The 21272-nt window shown below is 51.0% G+C and carries 13 protein-coding genes; 8 read left to right on the top strand and 5 right to left on the bottom strand.

Annotation, left to right across the window (positions count from 1 at the left end; translation table 11 throughout):
• The first annotated feature begins 22 nt into the window (after positions 1 to 22).
• Complete coding sequence (locus NYE70_RS24355) at positions 23 to 1693, top strand: glycoside hydrolase family 13 protein (protein WP_341048672.1); 1671 nt, start codon at positions 23 to 25, stop codon at positions 1691 to 1693.
• Between the two features lie 78 nt (positions 1694 to 1771).
• Here the strand turns inward: NYE70_RS24355 and NYE70_RS24350 are convergent, their stop codons facing one another.
• Complete coding sequence (locus NYE70_RS24350) at positions 1772 to 3493, bottom strand: alpha-amylase family glycosyl hydrolase (RefSeq protein WP_290407592.1); 1722 nt, start codon at positions 3491 to 3493, stop codon at positions 1772 to 1774.
• A gap of 396 nt (positions 3494 to 3889) precedes the next feature.
• On the opposite strand from NYE70_RS24350, the gene NYE70_RS24345 reads away from it, so the two are divergent.
• The 4 genes from NYE70_RS24345 (at position 3890) to NYE70_RS24330 (ending at position 13503) form a co-directional block, all read left to right on the top strand.
• Positions 3890 to 4594: a response regulator transcription factor gene (locus NYE70_RS24345; protein WP_290407591.1), complete on the top strand. Its 705-nt coding sequence runs from the start codon at positions 3890 to 3892 to the stop codon at positions 4592 to 4594.
• A 204-nt stretch (positions 4595 to 4798) separates the two neighbouring features.
• Positions 4799 to 6625, top strand: a complete 1827-nt coding sequence (locus tag NYE70_RS24340; protein ID WP_341048669.1) for a non-ribosomal peptide synthetase — start codon at positions 4799 to 4801, stop codon at positions 6623 to 6625.
• A gap of 10 nt (positions 6626 to 6635) precedes the next feature.
• The gene (locus NYE70_RS24335; RefSeq protein WP_341048667.1) at positions 6636 to 7958 is read left to right on the top strand and encodes a glycosyltransferase family 4 protein; all 1323 of its coding nucleotides are present in this window, start codon (positions 6636 to 6638) and stop codon (positions 7956 to 7958) included.
• A gap of 4 nt (positions 7959 to 7962) precedes the next feature.
• Positions 7963 to 13503 carry an amino acid adenylation domain-containing protein gene (locus NYE70_RS24330; RefSeq protein ID WP_341048666.1) on the top strand — a complete coding sequence of 1847 codons (5541 nt, stop codon included), beginning with the start codon at positions 7963 to 7965 and terminating at the stop codon, positions 13501 to 13503.
• 103 nt (positions 13504 to 13606) lie between these two features.
• On the opposite strand, the gene NYE70_RS24325 is transcribed toward NYE70_RS24330, so the two are convergent.
• Positions 13607 to 14308: a 4'-phosphopantetheinyl transferase family protein gene (locus tag NYE70_RS24325; RefSeq protein WP_247681780.1), complete on the bottom strand. Its 702-nt coding sequence runs from the start codon at positions 14306 to 14308 to the stop codon at positions 13607 to 13609.
• A 223-nt stretch (positions 14309 to 14531) separates the two neighbouring features.
• Between NYE70_RS24325 and NYE70_RS24320 the strand changes: the two genes are divergently transcribed.
• Complete coding sequence (locus NYE70_RS24320) at positions 14532 to 15923, top strand: L-cystine transporter (protein WP_211022270.1); 1392 nt, start codon at positions 14532 to 14534, stop codon at positions 15921 to 15923.
• Positions 15924 to 16021: 98 nt separating this feature from the next.
• On the opposite strand, the gene NYE70_RS24315 is transcribed toward NYE70_RS24320, so the two are convergent.
• From NYE70_RS24315 to NYE70_RS24305, 3 genes are read right to left on the bottom strand one after another with little or no spacing between them, the layout of a single operon-like run.
• Positions 16022 to 17293, bottom strand: coding sequence for a hypothetical protein (locus NYE70_RS24315; protein ID WP_290407586.1), 1272 nt, complete (start codon positions 17291 to 17293; stop codon positions 16022 to 16024).
• Between the two features lie 10 nt (positions 17294 to 17303).
• Complete coding sequence (locus tag NYE70_RS24310; RefSeq protein ID WP_341048664.1) at positions 17304 to 17789, bottom strand: hypothetical protein; 486 nt, start codon at positions 17787 to 17789, stop codon at positions 17304 to 17306.
• Between the two features lie 3 nt (positions 17790 to 17792).
• Positions 17793 to 18272: a type IV pilus modification PilV family protein gene (locus NYE70_RS24305; protein ID WP_290407584.1), complete on the bottom strand. Its 480-nt coding sequence runs from the start codon at positions 18270 to 18272 to the stop codon at positions 17793 to 17795.
• Between the two features lie 264 nt (positions 18273 to 18536).
• On the opposite strand from NYE70_RS24305, the gene NYE70_RS24300 reads away from it, so the two are divergent.
• Both NYE70_RS24300 and NYE70_RS24295 read left to right on the top strand, forming a co-directional pair.
• Complete coding sequence (locus NYE70_RS24300) at positions 18537 to 20225, top strand: GspE/PulE family protein (protein ID WP_213654493.1); 1689 nt, start codon at positions 18537 to 18539, stop codon at positions 20223 to 20225.
• Positions 20222 to 21271, top strand: coding sequence for a type IV pilus twitching motility protein PilT (locus NYE70_RS24295; protein WP_341048663.1), 1050 nt, complete (start codon positions 20222 to 20224; stop codon positions 21269 to 21271). Before NYE70_RS24300 ends, NYE70_RS24295 begins: the two co-directional genes overlap by 4 nt.
• Position 21272: the final 1 nt, after the last annotated feature.

The raw sequence follows: 21272 nt of genomic DNA, 5'->3' as shown, positions 1-21272 counted from the left end.
ATTATAGAAATGGAGTTTCAAAATGAACAACGTATGGTGGAAAGAGGCTGTGGCCTATCAGATTTATCCGCGAAGCTTTATGGACAGCAACGGGGACGGCATCGGTGATTTACAGGGTGTGATATCCAAGTTGGATTATCTGGAGGAATTGGGGATTGACGTTATCTGGATATGTCCGATTTACAAATCGCCGAACGATGACAACGGATACGATGTTTCGGATTACCGGGATATTATGGCCGAGTTCGGGACGATGGAGGATTTTGACGAACTTCTGCGGAAAGTGCATGAGCGGGGTATGAAGCTGATCATGGACCTGGTGATTAACCACACCTCGGATGAGCACCCTTGGTTCGTCGAGTCCAGATCCTCGTTGGACAATCCGAAACGGGATTATTATATCTGGGCCGATCCCAAGGACGGGATGGAGCCGAACAACTGGGCCAGCTTGTTTGGCGGCTCGATTTGGGAGTACGACGAGGAGACCGGGCAATATTTTATGCACGTTTTTTCGCGGAGACAGCCGGATCTGAACTGGGAGAATCCGCAGATGCGAAGCGAGATTTACGACATGGTCAACTGGTGGCTTGACAAGGGGATCGACGGCTTCCGGGTGGATGCCATCTCTCACATTAAGAAGACGGCGGGATTCCCGGATATGCCGAATCCGAACAACCTGAGGTATTTGCCGTCAGAAGCTGGACATATGAATCGCGAAGGCATCCATGAGCTTTTGTCAGAACTCAAACGGGAAACGTTCGACAAGTATGACATTATGACCGTTGGCGAAGCCAGCGGGGTCAGTGTATCCGAGGCGGATCTATGGGTAGGCGAACAAGACGGAAAATTCGATATGATCTTTCAGTTCGAGCATTTAGGCTTGTGGCAGAAGAGCCTGGACAACGGGCTCGATCTGCTGAAGCTGAAAGAAATCCTGTCGGGATGGCAGAAAGGTCTGGAAGGCAAAGGCTGGAACGCGCTGTTCCTGGAGAACCACGACCAGCCCCGCTCGGTGTCCACTTGGGGGAATGACGGGGAGTATTGGGATACGTCGGCCAAAGCGTTGGCGACGATGTATTTTCTGATGCAAGGAACGCCGTTTATTTATCAGGGCCAGGAAATCGGAATGACCAACGTACAATTTCCTACGATTGAAGATTATAACGATGTATCGATGAGGAACTGGTATAACATCGAGAAGGCGAATGGAAAGAGTCATGAGGAAATCATGCCGGTGATCTGGAAGAACGGACGCGACAATTCCCGGACGCCGATGCAGTGGGATGATTCGGATAACGCGGGCTTCACCACAGGGAAGCCATGGTTCGGTGTGAACCCGAATTACAGGGAGATTAACGCGCAAAAGGCGATGGAAGACCCGGGCTCAATCTATCAGTATTACAAAAAACTGATCGCTTTGCGGAAAGCACATCCGGTTGCAGTATATGGAACGTATGACTTGATCCTGCCTGAGCATGCTCGCGTATATGCGTATACCCGGACGCTCGGACGGGAGAAGCTGCTGGTAATATGCAATCTTTTTGCGGAAGAGGCTGAGATTGAGCTTCCTCAGGGCGTCAACTACGCTTCTTCGGAATTGCTTCTCAGTAATGTTGAAGTGGACCGGAAGAAAACTATTTCGGAGCTTACACTAAAACCCTATGAAGCACGAGTTTACTTATTAAGCGAATAGTTTATCGAGAGAAACAAAAGCGGCCTGCAGTTGCTAGAACCCGAAATGGGATATGGCAACTGCAGGCCGCATTTTTTATTATTCGATAACCAAGGTCGTGTACCCCGGAATCGTCAACTTGCTGCCGTTCAAGGTTGCCCCTTCACGGGTTGCCTTCAGAATGGACTTAAAGCTGTAGTCATCTCCGGCTTTAGACAGATCGATACTTTGCTCGGTCCCCGTAAGATTATGCGCTACCAGCACGGTCTGCTGCTCGTTTAGACGGAGAAAAGCGGTGACAGAGTCATTACCGGAATCCATATCTCTGATCGTACCGTCTTGCAACGCAGGCACGCTGTTTCTGATGGCGATCAGTTTACGGTAATGGGACTGGAGGGAGTCCGGATCAGAGAGCTGCTCTTCAACGCTGGAGCCTTTCTCGCCGGTATTGAAGTTTACAGGCTCCCAGGTGGTTTGCCCTTCTCCTTTACCCCCTGCATACCACTGCATCGGCTCGCGGATGCTTTCGTCCGGTTTGGCGCCGAGCATGCCGATTTCTTCGCCATAATAAAGGAACGGGTTGCCTGGCAGAGTCAGCAGCAATCCGGCTGCCATTTTGGCATGGTCGGTATTTCCCTCGAGTTGCGTCATGACCCGATTAATATCGTGATTAGTCAGGAATGTGGCATCCACGAACTGTCCGCCTGATTTTTCACTGTACATGCTGTAGGTTCTTTCCAGGGTGAATCCGATATTGTTGTTCTTTTCTTTTTTGGCTGCATTGATGATCGTTTCAGACAGACCAAAGTTAAAACCGGATTCAAGCGCATTATCCAGATAATTTGCAATCAAAGCAGGAGACGGATCCCAGATTTCTCCGACGAGATAAGTATCCGGATATTTTTCCACAAGACTCTCGCGGAATTCCTGCCACCATTTCACGTTTTTATCGGTCGTTTCCTGCCCTTTGTCGGTCAGGAGATCCTCGTAAATATGCTTTGCCGCATCCAGTCGGAAGCCGTCGACGCCTTGTTCCAGCCAGAAAAGACCGGTATCTTTCATTTCTTGGCGGACCTCCGGATTGTCGAAGTTGAGATCAGGCATACCTTCCCAGAAGATGCCCTTGTAATGGCTGCCGCCCGCCGAATGCCAAGGATTTCCGCTACCGGCCGCGCTCGTTCCGCCAGTCTTTAAGTTTTGGTCCTCAGCCCAAATGTACCAATCGCGGTATTTACTGTCCTTATTCTTGGCCGCATCGAGGAACCAGGGATGCTCTATGCTGGAATGATTGACGACAAGATCCATAATGACCTTAATTCCCCGCTTGTGGGCTTCGTCCAAAAAGGTTTTGAAATCCTCCAGGGTGCCATAATCCGGGTTAATATCCCGGTAATCGGATACGTCATATCCGTGATAACTCGGCGAAGGGTTAATCGGCATCAGCCAGATTCCGCCGATTCCCAGATCCTCGTCCGTGTCGGGATTCCCGTCGTTCAGGTAATCGAGCTTTTCCGTCAATCCCTTGAAATCACCGATTCCGTCTCCGTCGGAATCATAAAAAGAACGGACAAACACCTCGTAATAAACCGTCGATGGCTGTGTGTCTATAGCGACTGGTTTGAGAGAAGTTTTACCGGTATTTCCGGCATTCTGCTGATTCGCAGCATTTGAAGTGTTCGCGTTCGCCCCGTTGTTCTTAGCGGCGTCAGAAGCATTATTGCCGGATCCTGAGGCGCAGCCCGCTAGGAGAACAGCCGTTAAGGCAGCGCTTCCAATCCATTTTACGGATTGACGTAAAAGCTTGGGATGTTGCTTAGTCATGGATTTTTATTCCCCCTATCACATACTTGATAATGTCTTCATCATACCTGAGATTAACATTTTGTTAAAACGTTTGCACTCGAAAAATCTGCCTAAAAAAGCCATACGGGATGATTGTGGGCGATTAGGTTGGAGATAATACACACTTTCTCTAGTTTACAATGAATTACTATGCTTTTATCACTGTTTACACGGTATGGATTGTACGCTGATAAGTGAATACCGTTCACAATACAGGAATTAAATGGGTTTACTTAAATTATTTTTAAGAAAAAGTAGAACTTTAGAACCATTATTACATAAAGTCCCAATTCATCGTTGACGAGGAGCATGGTTTTGTAAATGATATAAATAGGTGATAACGCTTGCACAAAGTCATTAGGAGGGATACGGAGATTGAGTCGTGAAAAAATGATTGTTGTCTGTGACAATAATAGTTTATGCCACTTCCTGTTTCGATTTCTGTCTGAGCACGGGTTCGATGTCTTCTGCAGCCCGGCGGACCAGTCGGCCGTCGTCACTCTGGTTCGTGCCCACGCGCCAACCTTGATCATGGTCGATATGACGATCTCCGCTAAGGTGGGCATTGATTTATGCACTGAAATCCGGCGGTTCAGCGACAGCCCGATTCTTCTGCTTTGCACTGGTTCCGATGAGGCATTGACCATCTCCGGGTTAAGCGCAGGCGGAGACGATTACATTCGAACACCGCTGAACCTTGAACTGCTGCTTGCACAGGTCCAGGCGCTGATTCGTAGATATAAGGGCACTTTTCCGGTCAATCAGCGGCATTTGCTGCATTTTCCGGGCTTAGAAATCGACCTGTCGGCTCAGTCGGTCACTTCTCACGGCCAGGAAACCCTGTTATCCGCCAAAGAATTTCAACTTCTCGTGCTCCTCGCCAAACACCCCAATCGTATTTTTCACATCGAATCCTTGTATGACTTGATTTGGAGCGACAACAAGCTTGGCGATCTCCGAACGGTCATGGTGCATATCTACAATCTGCGGCAAAAGATCGAATTAAATCCCAGTGACCCGTTCTATATTCACACCGTCAGGGGAGCCGGATACAAATTTAACGGGAAAGCCGCACAATGAGGTAATCATCTCTTCATCCTTTGAAACCGAATTAAATTTTATGTATTTTCTTGGCTGGACTTTAACTGAACTTTAACTTGAATTGTTAAGATATTGTCATTGGTGCTAACGTTTGCACAAGTGCTTATACCGGTAAGTCTGCGTAGGAAAGCCTGAAAGAATAAGAGCCGGAAAGATCGACAGAAAATCCAAAGGGGGACAAGCATGGACCAACATTTTTCCGCGATTTACAAGATGTTTGAAGACGTTGTAAGCCGGTATCCAGATCATTGCTGTCTGGAACTCGGCGAAACTCGGTTAAGTTACAGGGAAGTCAACGAAAGAGCGAACCGGCTTGCCCGCTATTTGAAAGAGAAGGGCGCAGGACCGGAGCATTTGATCGGAATTTTTTTGGAGCGTTCGCCCGATCTGATTGTTTCAATCCTTGCCGTAATGAAGTCCGGGGCCGCCTATGTACCGATCAACACGGCCCTTCCGGAAGAACGGATTGCTCATATGGTAGCCGAAGCGGACATCGAGACTATCCTTTCAACTACTAGCTTGGAATCAAAAATAAATGCGGTTCGGCAAACTGTGGCAAGCATTACGCCTGACGTGGTGCTGTTGGATCAAGAATACGATGAATTTTGCAAGCTGTCCGGAGAAAATCTTGGAGTAAATAGCGCTCCTTCCGATTTGGCTTACGTCATTTATACCTCCGGTTCGACCGGACGACCGAAAGGGGTCCAGATTGAGCATCGCGGCATCCCTAACCTTGTGCTTGCGCAAATCGAGCAGTTTCATCTGGACAACCAGGACAGAGTGCTGCAATATGCCTCTCTTTCTTTTGACGCTTCCGTCTCCGAGATCTTTACGACGCTGATCGCCGGAGCCACGCTCGTGCTTCTGCCGGAGGAAGGGACTTATGCAGGGGATGACCTGCACCGGATCTTGAATGAGCAGCGGATTTCCGTGGTTACCTTGGTGCCGTCTCTGTTGAACGGTCTGCCGCAGGAAGAACTACCCCATCTTAAAACTTTGATTACCGCAGGCGAGGCCTGCACGAGGAAGCTGATTCAGTACTGGGCGCCGAGAGTCCGTTTTCTTAATGCCTACGGGCCTACAGAGACGACGGTTTGCGCCACGATTCATCATTGCAAGACCGACGATATTTCGGTTTCCCTCGGGGAGGCGCTGGCCGGCAGTGCGGTCTATCTGCTGAACGCCCGTATGGAGCCGGTGGAATCCGGCGAAACCGGGGAATTGTACATTTCCAGCCTCGGTCTGGCTCGCGGATATTTGAATGCACAGGAGCTGACGGACAAGGCGTTTCTGGATAACCCTTTTGTAGACGGTTACAGCGACCGGTTGTATCGTACGGGCGATCTGTGCGTGAGAAGGCCGGATGGAGCATTGGAATGGGTAGGACGAGCCGATCATCAGGTGAAGGTGTCGGGGATTCGAGTCGAGCTTGGGGAATTGGAGCATAGTTTGAGGGAATATGGCGGGATCGAAGAGGCGGTGGTAGTTTATAACGCCGACAAAAATTACGTGGGCGCTTATTTGAAAGCGGCAAACGGCGTCAAGCCGAATATCAGCGAGCTTCGTAGTTACCTGCTGTCGAAGTTCCCGAGTTACATGATTCCTACCCGCTATTTGTTTTTGGAGCAATTCCCTCTGTTGACCAGCGGCAAAATCGATCGACATCATCTTCCGTCCATGGAAGATGCCCGGCCGGATCTCGGTGTTCCTTACGTCGCTCCAAACAGTTACCTGGAGAAAGAGCTTGCCGCGATCTGGAGCGAAGTGTTGAAGCTCGATAAGGTTGGCGTACACGACAACTTTTTCGAACTTGGCGGACAGTCGTTAATGGCTACGCAAATCGTATCTCGCATCCGCTCGCTTATCGGAGGAGATGTTCCGCTGCATATTATTTTCGGGACCCAGCCGACTATTGAGCAAATGGCTGCAACGCTGGAGCAATATCAGTTGGAACAGCTTGATCCTGCCGAGTTAGAGCTGTTGCTTGCCGAGCTGGAAAATCAGGCCTAGGAGGGAGATCATGAAAATACTTCTGGTTCAGTCGATGGAGTACCTTTATCCGTACGGCGGGGCGCATAAAGCCAACCGTATCCTGATGGAAGGACTTGCAGCGAAGGGGCATGAATGCCGCGTGATTTCTCCCGCGGTGTCCATCAACGGATTCGAAGAGCTTTTGGCAGCACAGCTGCGTTCCGGCGCAATTGAAGTACTTGAGAATCATCCCGGTGAGAAGCTGGTCATTTTTAAAAATGGCGTCATCTCTTACACGATAAAAGAAAAATTCAAGGTGTTCCCGTTCATCCGGAGTATGATCGAACAATTTTCTCCGGACGTCACGGTCGTATCGGAGGACAATACCCATCTGCTGCTGGAAACGGTACTGGAAACCGGTACGCGCACGATTTATCTATCGCATAGCCAAGCCACGCTGCCATTCGGGCCGGAGTGCTTTCAGGAGGACCTGCCGAAAATCGGCCTGTACAAGAGATTGGACGGCGTAATTTCAGTTAGCCGTTATTTAAAGGAATATTTTGCGGACTACGCCGGCGTCGATTCCGAGGTCATTTATTTTCCTTCGTACGGTCCGGGACCATTCCCTTTCTTGGCGAGTTTCGACAGCAAGTATATAACCGTTATCAATCCCTCGGCGATTAAAGGGTTTTCGATCTTTATCGGATTGGCGCGGCTGATGCCTCATCTCCAATTTGCGGCGGTTCCGACCTGGGCGACGAAGGAAGACGAGCTGGAGGAAATGAGATCCCTTCCTAACATTACGATTTTGAAGCCGGCTGATAATATTAACGATATTTACAAACAGACCAAGGTGTTTCTGATGCCTTCGCTGTGGGGGGAGTCGTTCGGGCAGGTCGTCGTCGAGGCGATGCTGCGCGGTATCCCCGTCCTCGCCAGTCATGTCGGCGGATTGCCGGAAGCGAAGCAGCAATTGGATTACATTTTGCCGGTCAGACCGATACGGCAGTATGTCAAGGAAGAGGTGCTTGCGGACAGCGTACCGATTCCCGTCATTCCGGAGCAGGAACTCGGTCCTTGGTCGGAAGCTCTGGACCGTTTGACTACGGACCGAGATCACTATGAGGCGCTATCCGCCGCTTCTTATGAACATGCCACCCGGTTTCATGCCGCTTTAGGTATTGAGCCGTTCGAAGCTTACTTCCAAAAAATCATCAATAAGGCGGAAGAGCAAGGCTTAGGCGGAACCACATCGTTCTCGGCCGTGAATCAGGGACAAGACCGCCGTAAGCACGATGTGCTGGAGCGGGTTCAAACTCTCACGTCCGAGAAACGTGAACGTCTGATCGCGATGCTACAGGAAAGAAGGTGAGCCTTTGAGCGAATTGATGGAACGGATCGGCATGCTGCCGCCGGACAAGCGGAAGCAATTGCTGGATAAGATCAAAGCCAAGGGAACGGGACAGGTGAGAACCAGACCGGTTATCGAACCGTTGCCCCGGGTTGGACCCCGGTTTTTTCATGAATTTCCGCTTTCTTATTCCCAAGAACGACTCTGGTTCATGTATCAGTGGGAGCCGGACAGCCCGGCATACAACATTCCTTGCTTGTTCAATATCCCGGTGGAACTCGATATTCACCGGCTGAAGCAAGCCGTAAACCAGCTTATTGAGCGTCATGAAATTTTGCGTACGACTTATAAGGCCTCGGGAGAAGAGACGGTTCAGGTGGTTCAGCCCTTCACACCGTTGGACTTGCCGGTTTATCATCTCGATGGGGAAGAACGAAGTGCTGAGTTGGAAGCGATGGTTAGACAGAAGTCCGCTATCCCGTTTCAACTGGAGAGTGAGCTGCCCATCCGGGCTTATATATTCAAGTTGGGCGAGCAGGATCATTACTTATTGCTGAATATTCATCATATCGCATGCGACGGCTGGTCGCTCGGCATTATCATGAGCGAAATCCAAGAGGCTTACATGGCGTTAGGCCGGAGTCTGGCTCCGGCTATGGAGAAACCGCCTTTGGCTATACAGTACGCCGATTATGCAGTCTGGCAACGGAAATTCATGGAGGGTCCGGAGCTGGATTACCATAAGGAATACTGGCTCCGCCAATTCCAGGGAGAACTTCCGGTGCTGGAGCTTCCGACCGATCTGCCGCGCCCGCCGGTGAAGTCTTCCCGTGGCGCTCATATCATCAAACCGCTCCCGGAGGGGTTCCATTCCCGGCTGCAGGCATGGTGCAGGGACGAAGATGTCACGCCTTACATGATGTTGCTCGCCGCATACGCTGTGCTTCTGTACGGTTATACCGGGCAAACAGATCTGATCATCGGTTCCCCGACGGCGAATCGCAGTATGGAGCAAATCGAGCCGAACATCGGCTTTTTCGTAAACACGCTGCCGATTCGAATTCGGCTTGACGAGTCTTCCACCTTCCGCGAAACGGTACGGCAGGTTAAGCAGCTCGCGCTTGAGGCGCAGGAGCATCAGGATTTCCCGTTGGACAAGCTGATCGAATTGTTGACGATCGATAGGGATTTAAGCCGCAGCCCCTTGTTCCAGGTGATGTTTGTCCTGCAGAACATGCATGTGGGTTGGGAGGAGGCGGAGGAGTTTCCGCTCCGGTTCAGCAGTTCGGTGCCTACGAACAGTTCGAAGTTCGACCTCACTTTTTCGGCTAATGCACATAATTTGCAGGTGGAATACAGTGTGGACCTGTTCCTGGAATCGACCGTGCAAAGAATGCTTGACCACTATGTTCATTTGCTTGACAGTGTCTGCGCATCTCCGGATCAGGTACTTGCAGATATGCAGCTGCTTACCGGTGGCGAGCGTCTTCAATTGCTTGAAGAATGGGCTGGAGATACGGCTGACTATGTAGATGGCTTTCATGTCGTTTCGCAAATCGAGGCGCAGGCAGCCGCCAGGGAGAGTCATCCGGCCCTGGTGTTTGAGGGGATTTCCTGTACGTACGGGGAAATGAATTCGCGCGCCAACCGCCTGGCCCATTACCTCCGCAATCAGGGGATCGGGCCTGAAGTGACGGTAGGTATTTACATGGAGCGCTCCGCAGATTTCGTCATCGCTATGCTCGCCGTGCTGAAAGCGGGAGGCGCCTTTGTGCCATTGGATCCTTCGTATCCAAAGGACCGGCTGGCTTCCATGGTGGTTCAGTCCGGCATGGGGATGCTTCTGACACAGAGCAAAGTAGCCACGGACCTGGAACTGCCGGGACCCGATATCACTGTCTATGTAAGGGACGATCCGGGCTCGAACAGCATGTTGCAATCTTTCGGTGACGATAATCCGGTGTTGGCAACGCATGCATCCAATCTGATGTATATGGTGTTCACCTCCGGAACGACCGGGGCTCCGAAAGGGGTCGCAGTAGAGCTGGCGCAGTTCCACAACTACATCCAGGGGTTCATCGACCGTCTGGATTTAACGGAGCCGCTTAGCTTCGCCATGGCTTCGACCTTCGCGGCGGATCTCGGAATGAGTAATGTGTTCGGCGCTTTATGTACCGGCGGCACACTGCATGTGCTGTCTTACGAGCTGTCCTGCGACCCCGACGGGGTGGCGGGCTACTTCGTGAACCATGCGATCGATGTGATGAAAGTGGTACCGAGTCATTTCGAGGTGCTGCTTGAGGCCATGAATCCCGAAAAGGTCATTCCGCGGAAAATCCTGATTTTAGCGGGTGAAGCTTTAAGCTGGGAAACCGTGAGAACCATCAAAGCGTTACGTCCGGATGTAAGATTGGAAAATCACTATGGTCCGACAGAAACGACTGTGTCGGCCTTCGCCTACCGGATTCCGGACGAGGTACCGGAACACCGGTCTGCCCATGTGCCGATCGGCTATCCATTCGGCAATGTGCGCCGCTATATCCTCGATGGCAGGCTCCGGCCGGTGCCGGTTGGAGTGCCCGGGGAGCTGTATATCGGCGGCCCCGGTGTTGCTCGGGGATATTACGGCAGGCCGGAGCTGACGAAGGAACGTTTCCTGCCGAATCCGTTCGTTGCGGATGATGGGGGAGGTACTTTGTACCGGACAGGCGACCGGGTGCGCTATTTGCGTGATGGCGCCGTGGAAATCGTAGGCCGGATGGACCGCCAGATTAAAATTCGCGGTTACCGGATCGAGCTGGGGGAAATCGAAGCGGTACTGACTTCATTTGCTTTTGTCACCGATGCCGCCGTCCGGCTTAAGGAGACCGTCGCCGGAGAGAAAAAGATCGTCGCCTATCTGGTTTACAGGCGAGACTCGGAGGTTGAGCAGCCGCTTGCCGAGCTCAAACGGCTGCTCAAGGATAAGTTGCCGGAGTATATGATTCCTGCTCTGATCGTGGAACTGGACACCCTTCCTTTGAACCCGAACGGTAAAGTAGACGTTTCTCAACTGGACGCCATGGAGCTTCCAAACTTGGCGGGCGCAGGGAACGGGGGCGAAGCCCCGCGGACGGCCACGGAAAAAGCCGTGTATGAAGTATGGAAGGACATTCTCGGCCTGGAGACGTTCGGCATAGACGACGGCTTTTTCGAACTGGGCGGCGAATCGTTCAAGGCTCTGAAGGCGGTAAGACGGCTGGGCGACTGGATCGGTATCATGGATTTCTTCAAGCATCCGACCGTCCGGACCTTGGCCGAATATATCGACGCCGGAAAGCCTTCGGACCGTCACTTGCTGCACAAGCTGACGCAGCATCGCCCGGGGAACCGGACCGATTTCTCGCTGGTGTGCGTTCCTTATGCGGGAGGCAGCGCCATTACGTATCAGCCGCTGGCCGTGCAAATGCCGGAGAACATTGAACTGTATGCGCTGGATTTGCCCGGTCACGATTACAGCCGCAAGGATGAGCCGCTGCTGTCTATCCGGGAAGTGGCACGCCAGTGCATCGAGGAGATTAAACATGCGGTGAAAGGTCCTGTTGTGCTGTACGGGCACTGTGTGGGCGGCGCCCTGACGATGGAAATCGCAAGACAGCTTGATGAGGAGCAGTACCCGCTGCTGCGGGTATTTCTGGGCGGAACCTTCCCGATTGCCCGCATTCCCGGCCGGTTCTTTGACTGGTATTCCAAGTTGTTCCCGTCCGACCGCAGCATGTCCAATAAGTCGTATCACGCCTTTCTCAAGGCGCTCGGCGGGTTTACGGAGGTGGAGGACCTTGAGGAGCGGGATTTCATGATCCGCTGTCTGCGGCATGACGCCCGGGAGAGCGAAGACTATTATACGGGAGCATATGCGGAGAAAGGGTGGCCGAAGCTCAGTTGTCCCGTCACCTGCGTCATCGGTGAAAAGGACCGGGCCACCGAGTTGTATGAGGAACGGTACAAAGAATGGGAGTATTTCAGCGACCGGGTGGATCTGATCGTGATTCCGAAATCCGGACATTATTTTATTAAGTATCAGGCGGATCAAGTGACCCGCTGGATTCATGATATCGTCCTTGAGAAGGACGAACCGGCTCCAGGGACAAATTCGCCCCAGAGAGCGGAAGGTGCGGAGCGCACGGTTGCCAAAAAGAAACCGGCAGTCCCGAATCTGAATATGTTTTTCCTGGTTATTTTCGGGCAGTTGTTTTCGGTTCTTGGATCCGGACTCACAGGTATTGCGCTAGGTGTATGGGTATTCGCCCAGACCGGAGCCGTGGGGGATTTTGCCGCCATTTCCTCCGCTTCGCTCATTCCTGGCATTCTGGTTCTGCCGATTGCGGGCGCGATCGTTGACCGTTACGACCGGCGGCTGGTAATGCTGTTTAGCGATATTATGATGGCGGTCCCTATCGCAGTAATGGCGGTGCTAATGGCTACCGGATCGCTTGAAATCTGGCATATCTACGTGACCTCCGCAGTCGGTTCCGTGGCCCGGTCATTCCACCGTCCCGCCTTTGTTGCTTCGATCGCGCAGATTATTCCGAAGCAGTATCTGGGACATGCGAACGGTATCGTGCAGCTGGCCAGCTCAAGCAGCGAAATGATAGCCCCGCTGGTCGGTGTCGCATTGTACTCTACCATCGGAATGGCCAACATTTTTATTCTAGATTTTCTGAGTTTCGTGGTGGCAATTGCAACGCTTGCTATCGTAAGATTTCCGAACACCCTGTTCCGTAAAAGAGAAGAGACGTTCGTGAAAGAAGTGCTGATGGGATGGAAGTTTATTGTCAAACGGCCGGGCATGATGTACATGATCGCCTTTTTCTTAATAGGTAACATTTTGTTCGGCCTGGCTACCGTGCTGATCCAGCCGCTGGTATTGTCCTTCGGCTCGGCGCCGGATCTTGCAGCGGTGACTACGCTGGGTGCCATCGGTGCGATGACCGGCGGGTTATTAATGAGTATTTGGGGCGGAACCAAACGAATGGCGACGGGGATGGTCGGCTTCGTTATTCTGGAGGGGCTCTTCATGATCCTTGCCGGACTTCGTCCCAATGTCATCCTCACCGCCGTAGGAGTGTTCGGAATCTGGTTCTCCGTGACGCTCGTAAACACGCACTGGCAGTCACTGATTCAGACCAAAGTGGGACTGGAGCTTCAGGGCCGGGTGCTGGCGACGAACCAGATGATCGCGATGTCCAGCATGCCGATAGGTTACCTGCTTGCCGGTACGTTGGCCGACTCTGTGTTCAACACGGCGATGAACCCCGGAGGTGCGCTCGCCGGCGTGTTGGGGCCGATTATTGGCGCAGGTCAGGGCCGGGGGATTGGGCTGTTAATCATTTGCGTCGGCGTCCTTGTCATGGGCTGGGCGATTGCCGGCTTTAACTTTAAGCCGCTACGCAACATGGAAGACGACATGGAGGATGCCGTGCCCGATGCGATCATTGAGGACCGGGATACTTTGCAAGCCCGGCTGGATAGCCAGGTGAGAAATAATCCTTCCTCCGTGGCCTCCGGACATTCGTTGGAAGTATGATGCGAAAGATTAGATTGTACTGTTCCAATTAACTCAAACAGACTACCTCGGCATGTCAATGCCCGGGGTAGTCTGTTTTTAATAATGCTATTAATAATTTTTGCTATAAATAATTCATAAAATCAATATAAAGCTGCTCTTGACCGATAAGTTCTACATGCTCGGGGAAATTACCGCCTTCCGCACAAACAGATAATTTATAGGCAGGATCTATAGAATATTGCTTGAAGCGGCAATTCCGAAATTCTTGCTCCGTATTCAGCGAGATGCCGGTAGGTTGTTTTCGGATGGCAAAGGAATTGAGGGGGACCGACAAGCCGAACCCGGAAGCTTTAACGTAGCTCTCTTTAAGCGTCCACAAGTCGAAAAAATACTCTGCTCTGCGGTCGGCGGGTACCTTTTGTAAATCGCGAAATTCCTGTTCCGCAAAGCAATGCTCCGCCACGTCCATATCCGGTTCGCGGATTTCTTCCACATCGATGCCGCAAGAAGAGGCCGAAAGGGCGCCGACAATCCATTGCCCCGAATGGGATTGATTGAAATGACATCCGGTGTTCCCGGATAACAGCGGTTTACCGAAAGGGTTCACATGTAGTTGGATTTCGCTGTTTTTAATAGCGAGAGTCCGGCATATCATATACCGGGACAGAATGTCGGCCGTCATACAGCGCAAAGCGTCAGCCCGGTGAAAGAACCTGCGGATTTTCTCCTGTTTCTCAATTGGCAACGCCTCAAGGAGTTTGTGCTCCAGCAGCGGATCAGGCTCCTGAGTCAGTTTAACGCCGTAAACTTGGATCATACTCATACTTTTTCTCCTATTTCGGATCGGAATTTTCCAATATAGATAGTATACCAAACGATTACCGCTATGTATTTATCACCTAATTTATGGGTAATAATTAGCGGGAAATTTTCTAAATAAATTAATCCTATAAAATTACTTGTATATGTGTTATGATACGTCTGTGAAACTGATCAGTCATACTGCAGTCATCAACATTCATAGGTTCTATAGGGGGAATCGGAAGATGGAAACATTGAGAATTATCATTAACGTGGCCGTTATGCTCGTGCTGCTAGGCGTTCTTCTGTGGATGCAGAAGAAGCATATATCTTTTACAAAGCGGGTGTTTACCGGTCTGGGCCTCGGCTTGGTCTTCGGAGTTATCCTTCAGTTGATCTACCAGGCGGATTCGGAAGTGCTGGCCAAGTCTACGGACTGGTTCAACCTGGTGGGACGCGGATATGTCGGACTGCTGCAAATGATCGTTGTACCTCTGATTATGGTATCGATTATCTCGGCGATCATGAAGCTGAAGGGAAAGCAAAACCTCGGTAAAATGACCGGTCTCATCATCGCGGTGCTTTTGATAACGACGGCAATTGCCGCAACAGTTAGTATCGTAACCAGCTTGAGCTTTGATCTGAAAGCGATCGAAATCGAAGCCGGCGAGAAGGAACAAGCTCGTGGAGCGAAGCTTGAGGAACGCGTGGGAGATGTAGCCGATAAAACGATTCCTCAGCAAATACTGGATTTCATCCCAACCAATCCTTTCGCGGATATGACGGGAGCGCGCAGCACTTCGACGCTTGCGGTCGTTATTTTCTCAGCATTTATTGGAGTAGCCGTTCTGGGCTTGGATAAAAAGAAACCGGAACAAGCGGACACCTTCCGTAAAATAGTAGACGCGGTTTACGCGGTCGTTATGCGAATCGTAACGTTGGTGCTCAGGCTGACGCCTTACGGGATTCTGGCGCTGATCACCAACACGGTCGCTACGACGAATCCGGAAGAAATTCTGAAGCTGATCAAGTTCGTGGGCGCTTCGTACGTCGCCTTGATCGTAATGTTCATCATTCATTTGATTCTGTTGGCACTGTTCGGATACAATCCGGTACAATACGTGAGAAAAGTACTGCCAACGCTCGTATTTGCCTTTACATCGCGTTCCAGCGCCGCGACTATTCCACTGAATGTGGAAACGCAGACTAAGCGTCTGGGCGTGCCGGAAGGCATCGCCAACCTGTCAGCCTCGTTCGGGGCAACGATCGGCCAGAACGGCTGCGCCGGTATCTACCCGGCCATGCTGGCCGTCATGATCGCACCGACCGTCGGCATTGACCCGCTCAGCTGGGATTTCATCCTGACGCTGATCCTGGTCGTCACAGTCAGCTCCTTCGGAGTAGCCGGCGTGGGCGGCGGCGCAACCTTCGCCTCGCTGATCGTGTTGTCCACGATGAACCTGCCGGTAGCTCTTGCAGGCTTGCTGATCTCCGTTGAACCATTGATCGACATGGGCCGTACGGCGCTCAACGTCAACGACTCGATTACGGCCGGCGTCATCACCGGCAAGGTACTCGGCGAGAACGATCAGGACGTGTTCAAGCGGAACGTGGATCTGGATGTCGTGCAGGCTTAATAAATATAATAAACAGCCCGGAGCAGAGTGCTCCGGGCTGTTTATTTATTTGCGATGGAGAAGCCTGATGATGTGGTTGGAAATACTGGTTGGGATACCTATTCAATAACCATGTTTTTTTCGTCAAAATATATTTCTTGAGGTTCGCTTGGTTCCGGAGTGGAGCTGGAACCTCCGCCGTGGATAGTAAGATCACTATTTCCGTTGAGGGTAATCGAACCGTTGGAGTACAGAAGGCCTGTTAACTCGGCTTTGTTTTTACCACCCATAACGAGCGCGCCGGCGTCATATAAAGCGAACTGATTATAACCGGATAACGTACCTGTAGTGGAGCCTCCGACATAAACATTCCCGGCCAGCAGGGTTCCGTGCAGATTGATGTGATTCGTATACAGAGTTCCCGAGATAATCACCTTCGGATCGCTGTTGAAATTGGTCGTTCCTTTTACCCTGATAAATTTACCGGAGCCGGCATTGAGATGAACTTCTCCTCCGTTCACGAGGAGGTTTCCTTCGATAATTATATTGCCGGTTGCCGTGATCGTGGAGCCGGATTCCATCGTAAGCTCACCGGTGATAAGCAGATCCCCGTCAACAGTTATTGAAGTCTTTTGCATCAATTTAAAAGATTTTAATGAATTTGAAGTAGAGTAATTCATACTCTGTTTAACTTCATTATCAGGCTCGGAAGGTTGGGCCGGTAAAGAACCTTTAATTTTACTAGCCTCTTGGTCCACTTTGGCAATAAGGCTAGTGACCTCGACTCTCTCCGGTAGAGTAATTCCTTGCACGGAAGAAGTCGACGTAAGGACCTGCCCTTTGATCGTGGAATTATTATTATGAAACCCTCCAGCCACATAAACATTACCTTCGATAATGCCGCCGTTCAGCATCACCGCCCCTTGGCTCACTACGGCATATCCGCCGTTTCCACCGCCTGTAGGAGGATCCTTCGGCACGTAAGACAACGTAATTTCAATCTTTTTACTTGCAGTTTGGGTGATTTTTCCCGATCTTCCTTCCATAGTGATGACAGCGGAGTATTTCAATTTCTCTTCATCCAAATTAATAGTCCGCTCATCCAGATAGGGTGAGGCTGCCTCTTGAACTTTATTTCCAACCATTTTAAGAGTTATTTTCTCTTCTTCTTTCAAGGTCATTACAGCGCCCCGGACTTCAGCAAGTTTCACAAGAAGCTTGGTCTCTGCATCGGCTTGTGCAGCCATCAGGTCGGAGGAAACGTTGACCATCCCTTGGGAGTTCGTTACGTTGCGCATGACAAGCGTGCCGATGACGACCAGTATGACGATAAGAAATAGGGCGGATATGAGGGCGTAGCCTTGTTCGTTTTTGCCGCTCTTCAGCTTCATTTCTATCACCTCACGAAATTAATTTGATCGAGACGAACAAATAAAGGGGTTCCATCTTGCTCTCGCCGGCGAGGCGGCACCATAGATGAATCTGTAATTCTTTATTAGCTTTGATAAAATAAGAGCCCGTCAAATCAAGCTCACTATCGCTAAAAAGCTTTCCGTTTTTGTCATACAAGCCACCGTCTTTTAAGGTTAAGGACACTGGTGAACTACTATCACTCATCACATCTGTTATGACCTCAGCATTAATAGATGACACATCCGGTGATGAGACGGTGACAGTATTCTTTAGCTTGGCCTGTAGTGCGGCGCTAAGAGTGATAGCCTTGTTTCTGAGCTCGGTTTCGTGATTGACTCTTCCATAAGCGAGAAGCGAGGTTGATAGAATGGTAGAGATAAGTATCAACAGCAGCCCCGCTAAGGATAGAGCGGCGAGCAATTCAACCAGGGTGAGTCCGTCTTCTTTGCGGAAGTTAAAGGTCCGGCTGTTCATAGTTTATTTCCCCCCGTCAATCGCATAGTTCTTTTTGGCTGCGCCGACGATCGAGACTTTGTGCTTGTATTGTCCGGGCTGGTCTTTATTTGGAGCCCAAGAAGTTGTAATAGTAATGTACAAAACATCAGGGTTTGAGGTATATTTAGGATGGTTTCGGCAAATTTGCGTGTCAATGACATAAATTTCATTACTGGTTTGCTCGGGAAGCTGCGTACAGTTGGAAGCGGTTAGTCGTCCCTCGAGATCGTTAAAGGACATTGCCTGGACTTTGTGCAGCTCGGCATTGGCGAGATGGGAGGCCGACAGCTTTTGGTTGGTCAGTTTGCTCTGAGCCTCGCTGTTCGTAAAATAGGATAGAAAATATAAACTGACGATCGAGATTATTACTAACGCTATCGCTACTTCAATCAGCGTCAAGCCATCCTCCTTAGCGATCGTGGATCCTAGGGGTTTTTTTGTGCGCAGATGGAACTTATTCATTACAATTCCTCGCTCTCATCGGTGTTCATAGATGCAGTGTCGATACTTGATTCATCAGAAGGAGAAATGTTAGAAAAATAGGTAAAATGTACTATTTTATAATAGCATCAATAAGTCAAAAGGTATATAATCATTACAAATGCTGTTTACTATTATTTTCCTCAATTATAGTACCCTACGTAATCTTGTTAATCATTTCTGACTACGATTCAGTCTCCGCCTGTAATTACTAGATATTTCTACTCAAATAAGAGGGTGTGAAACATGTACACGATCAAAAAACGTCTGGGTGAACTTCTTCTTGAATCCGGGATAATTACGGAAGCGCAATTACAAACCGCACTCGAAGAGCAACGAAGCACCAAAAAAAAGCTCGGTGACGTTTTGCTGTCACAGGGAGTTCTTACAGAGCATCAATTGATCGAAGTGCTGGAATTCCAGCTTGGCATTCCGCATGTTACATTGTCAAGGTTTCAAATCGACCCTAAACTAAGCCAAATTATTCCTGAAACGATGGCCAAACGATATCAGGTGATGCCGATCCGCGTAGATGGCCGGAAGTTGATGGTTGCTATGGCAGACCCTTTGGATTTGTTCGTCATTGATGATTTACGGATGAGCACCGGGTTTACGATTGAGCCGGCGATCATCGCCCGCGGCGAGCTGCAGCGTGGTATTGCGCGTCTGTATGGTCTGCAGGACTCTATGAATGAAATGATCAAGGATCTGGGATCCGGAGATGGACCGATTGAAGTGGAGCAGTCCGTCATTACGGACGAGGAGTCCCCGGTCGTAAGGCTTGTCCATCAGATGATCGAGCAGGCCGTTCGGCTGGGAGCGAGTGATATTCACGTTGATCCGATGGATACCCAAGTGGCGATCCGGTACCGGATCGACGGGATGCTGCGGAGCGAACGGTCGATTCCCAAAACGATGCAAGGCGTTATCACGGCCCGGCTGAAAATTTTGGGGAATCTGAATATCGCCGAGCGCCGGCTTCCCCAGGACGGGCGAATCAAGATGATGATCGACGGCAAGCAGATCGATATCCGGATTTCTTCGTTGCCGACGGTACACGGAGAGAAGGTCGTCATGCGGCTGCTCGATCTTGCTACGGGAGTTAAGGCCTTGGACAAGCTCGGAATGACCGAGCACAACCAGGGATTGTTTCGGCGAATGATCGAAAAACAGCATGGGATCGTGCTGCTTACGGGGCCAACCGGCAGCGGTAAAACGACCACGCTGTACTCCGCGCTGCAGCACTTGAACCGGGAACAGAACAATATCATTACGATAGAGGACCCGGTGGAGTATATGCTGGAGGGCGTGAACCAGATGCAGGTTCATCCCGCAGCCGGCCTGACCTTTGCCAAAGGGCTCCGCTCCATTCTCAGACAGGATCCGAACATCATCATGGTGGGCGAAATCCGTGACTATGAAACCGCGGAAATCTCGATCCGGGCCTCCCTTACGGGGCATTTGGTCTTTTCGACGCTTCATACGAATGACGCGGTCAGCACCATTGTCCGTCTAAGGGACATGGGGGTTGAGCCTTATCTTATTTCTTCTTCGCTGATCGGCGTGGTTGCCCAGCGCCTCGTTCGCCGAATTTGTCCGGATTGCGCCGCAGCATACGTTCCGGATGTCAAGGAGCGGATCTATCTGGAACGCTTGGGGATCACGGTGGACAAGCTGCACCATGGCAAGGGCTGCGGCACATGCGGCAAAAGCGGGTACCGGGGGCGGATGGCCATTCACGAGGTTCTTTGGATCGACGATGAATTGCGCGATTCGATCGTGAATGGAACCCCGATTACAGAACTTCGCAAACATGCAGCGAAGCTGGGTATGCGAACCTTGTTCGAAGACGGCATCGAAAAAATGATCGCAGGGCACACCACCCTGCAGGAAATTCTTCGTGAAGCCGGTGATGAAGAGGAGGTGAGGCAATGAGCGACGCTGAACAATATTTTGCCTCATTGCTTACGGAGGCGCAGGAATCAGGGGCATCGGATTTGCATATGACCGTCAACTCGCCTCCGGTATTGCGGATTGACGGGGTGCTGCATCGTATGAACAGGGATGCAGCATCCCCGGCCATGCTGGAGGAGTATGCGCGGGCGATTATGAATGAGTCCCAGTACAATAAGTTTTTGGATAACGGCGAGGTGGACTTCTCTTATGGGGTTCCCGGCATATCCAGATTCCGTATTAATGTGTACCGGCAAAGAGGCTCGATGTGTATCGCTGCCCGAGTCATATCTCCCACGGTGCCTCCCTTTGAGACGCTGAAACTGCCGCCGGTGTTGCTTAAACTTGCGCAGAAGCCGCAGGGCCTTTTCCTTGTAACGGGCCCGACAGGGAGCGGTAAATCAACAACGCTTGCTTCTTTGATTGACTATGTCAACAAGACGCAGAGCAAGCACATTGTTACGCTTGAAGATCCGATAGAATATTTGCACCGCCACGGGCGGTCCATTGTCAATCAGCGTGAGGTCGGTCTTGATACCCACTCCTTCGGCAATGGCCTTCGGGCAGCGCTGCGTCAGGACCCCGATATCATTATGGTGGGGGAGATGCGGGACCCGGAAACGATTCGGACCGCTATAACAGCTGCGGAGACAGGCCATCTGGTTTTTGCGACGCTTCATACCGCTGATGCCCCGCAGACGATTGATAGGATCATCGACGCATTCCCGCCGGAGCAGCAGGGCCAAATCCGGATACAGCTCGCGTCGGTGCTGATTATCGTATTGTCTCAGCGGTTGCTTCCGGCCCGGACGGGTAAAGGAAGACTTGTCGCCACCGAGGTGCTTCTGAATACACCGGCGGTTAGCAATCTGATCCGCACGGAGAAGGTGCATCAAATTAAGAGCGTCATGCAGACAAATGTTCAACTCGGCATGCACACCTTGGAAATGGACATCAGGGAAATGCTTCGTCAAGGCACGGTAGATGAATCTGCGGCGAGGGAGTATTTGTCGGAAGGACAGATGTGAT

It is taken from the genome of Paenibacillus sp. FSL R5-0407, assembly GCF_038009185.1.
Classification (GTDB): domain Bacteria; phylum Bacillota; class Bacilli; order Paenibacillales; family Paenibacillaceae; genus Fontibacillus; species Fontibacillus vini.
The sequence above is the reverse complement of the archived record's forward strand: the minus strand, read 5'-3'. Positions and strand labels throughout refer to the sequence as shown.

Excerpts from the sequence above, each read along its gene's own strand:
- NYE70_RS24355 (WP_341048672.1), top strand. The coding sequence starts at position 23 with ATGAACAACGTATGGTGGAAAGAGGCTGTGGCCTATCAGATTTATCCG.
- NYE70_RS24350 (WP_290407592.1), bottom strand. The coding sequence starts at position 3,493 with ATGACTAAGCAACATCCCAAGCTTTTACGTCAATCCGTAAAATGGATT.
- NYE70_RS24340 (WP_341048669.1), top strand. The coding sequence starts at position 4,799 with ATGGACCAACATTTTTCCGCGATTTACAAGATGTTTGAAGACGTTGTA.
- NYE70_RS24335 (WP_341048667.1), top strand. The coding sequence starts at position 6,636 with ATGAAAATACTTCTGGTTCAGTCGATGGAGTACCTTTATCCGTACGGC.
- NYE70_RS24325 (WP_247681780.1), bottom strand. The coding sequence starts at position 14,308 with ATGAGTATGATCCAAGTTTACGGCGTTAAACTGACTCAGGAGCCTGAT.
- NYE70_RS24320 (WP_211022270.1), top strand. The coding sequence starts at position 14,532 with ATGGAAACATTGAGAATTATCATTAACGTGGCCGTTATGCTCGTGCTG.
- NYE70_RS24315 (WP_290407586.1), bottom strand. The coding sequence starts at position 17,293 with ATGAAGCTGAAGAGCGGCAAAAACGAACAAGGCTACGCCCTCATATCC.
- NYE70_RS24310 (WP_341048664.1), bottom strand. The coding sequence starts at position 17,789 with ATGAACAGCCGGACCTTTAACTTCCGCAAAGAAGACGGACTCACCCTG.
- NYE70_RS24305 (WP_290407584.1), bottom strand. The coding sequence starts at position 18,272 with ATGAATAAGTTCCATCTGCGCACAAAAAAACCCCTAGGATCCACGATC.
- NYE70_RS24300 (WP_213654493.1), top strand. The coding sequence starts at position 18,537 with ATGTACACGATCAAAAAACGTCTGGGTGAACTTCTTCTTGAATCCGGG.
- NYE70_RS24295 (WP_341048663.1), top strand. The coding sequence starts at position 20,222 with ATGAGCGACGCTGAACAATATTTTGCCTCATTGCTTACGGAGGCGCAG.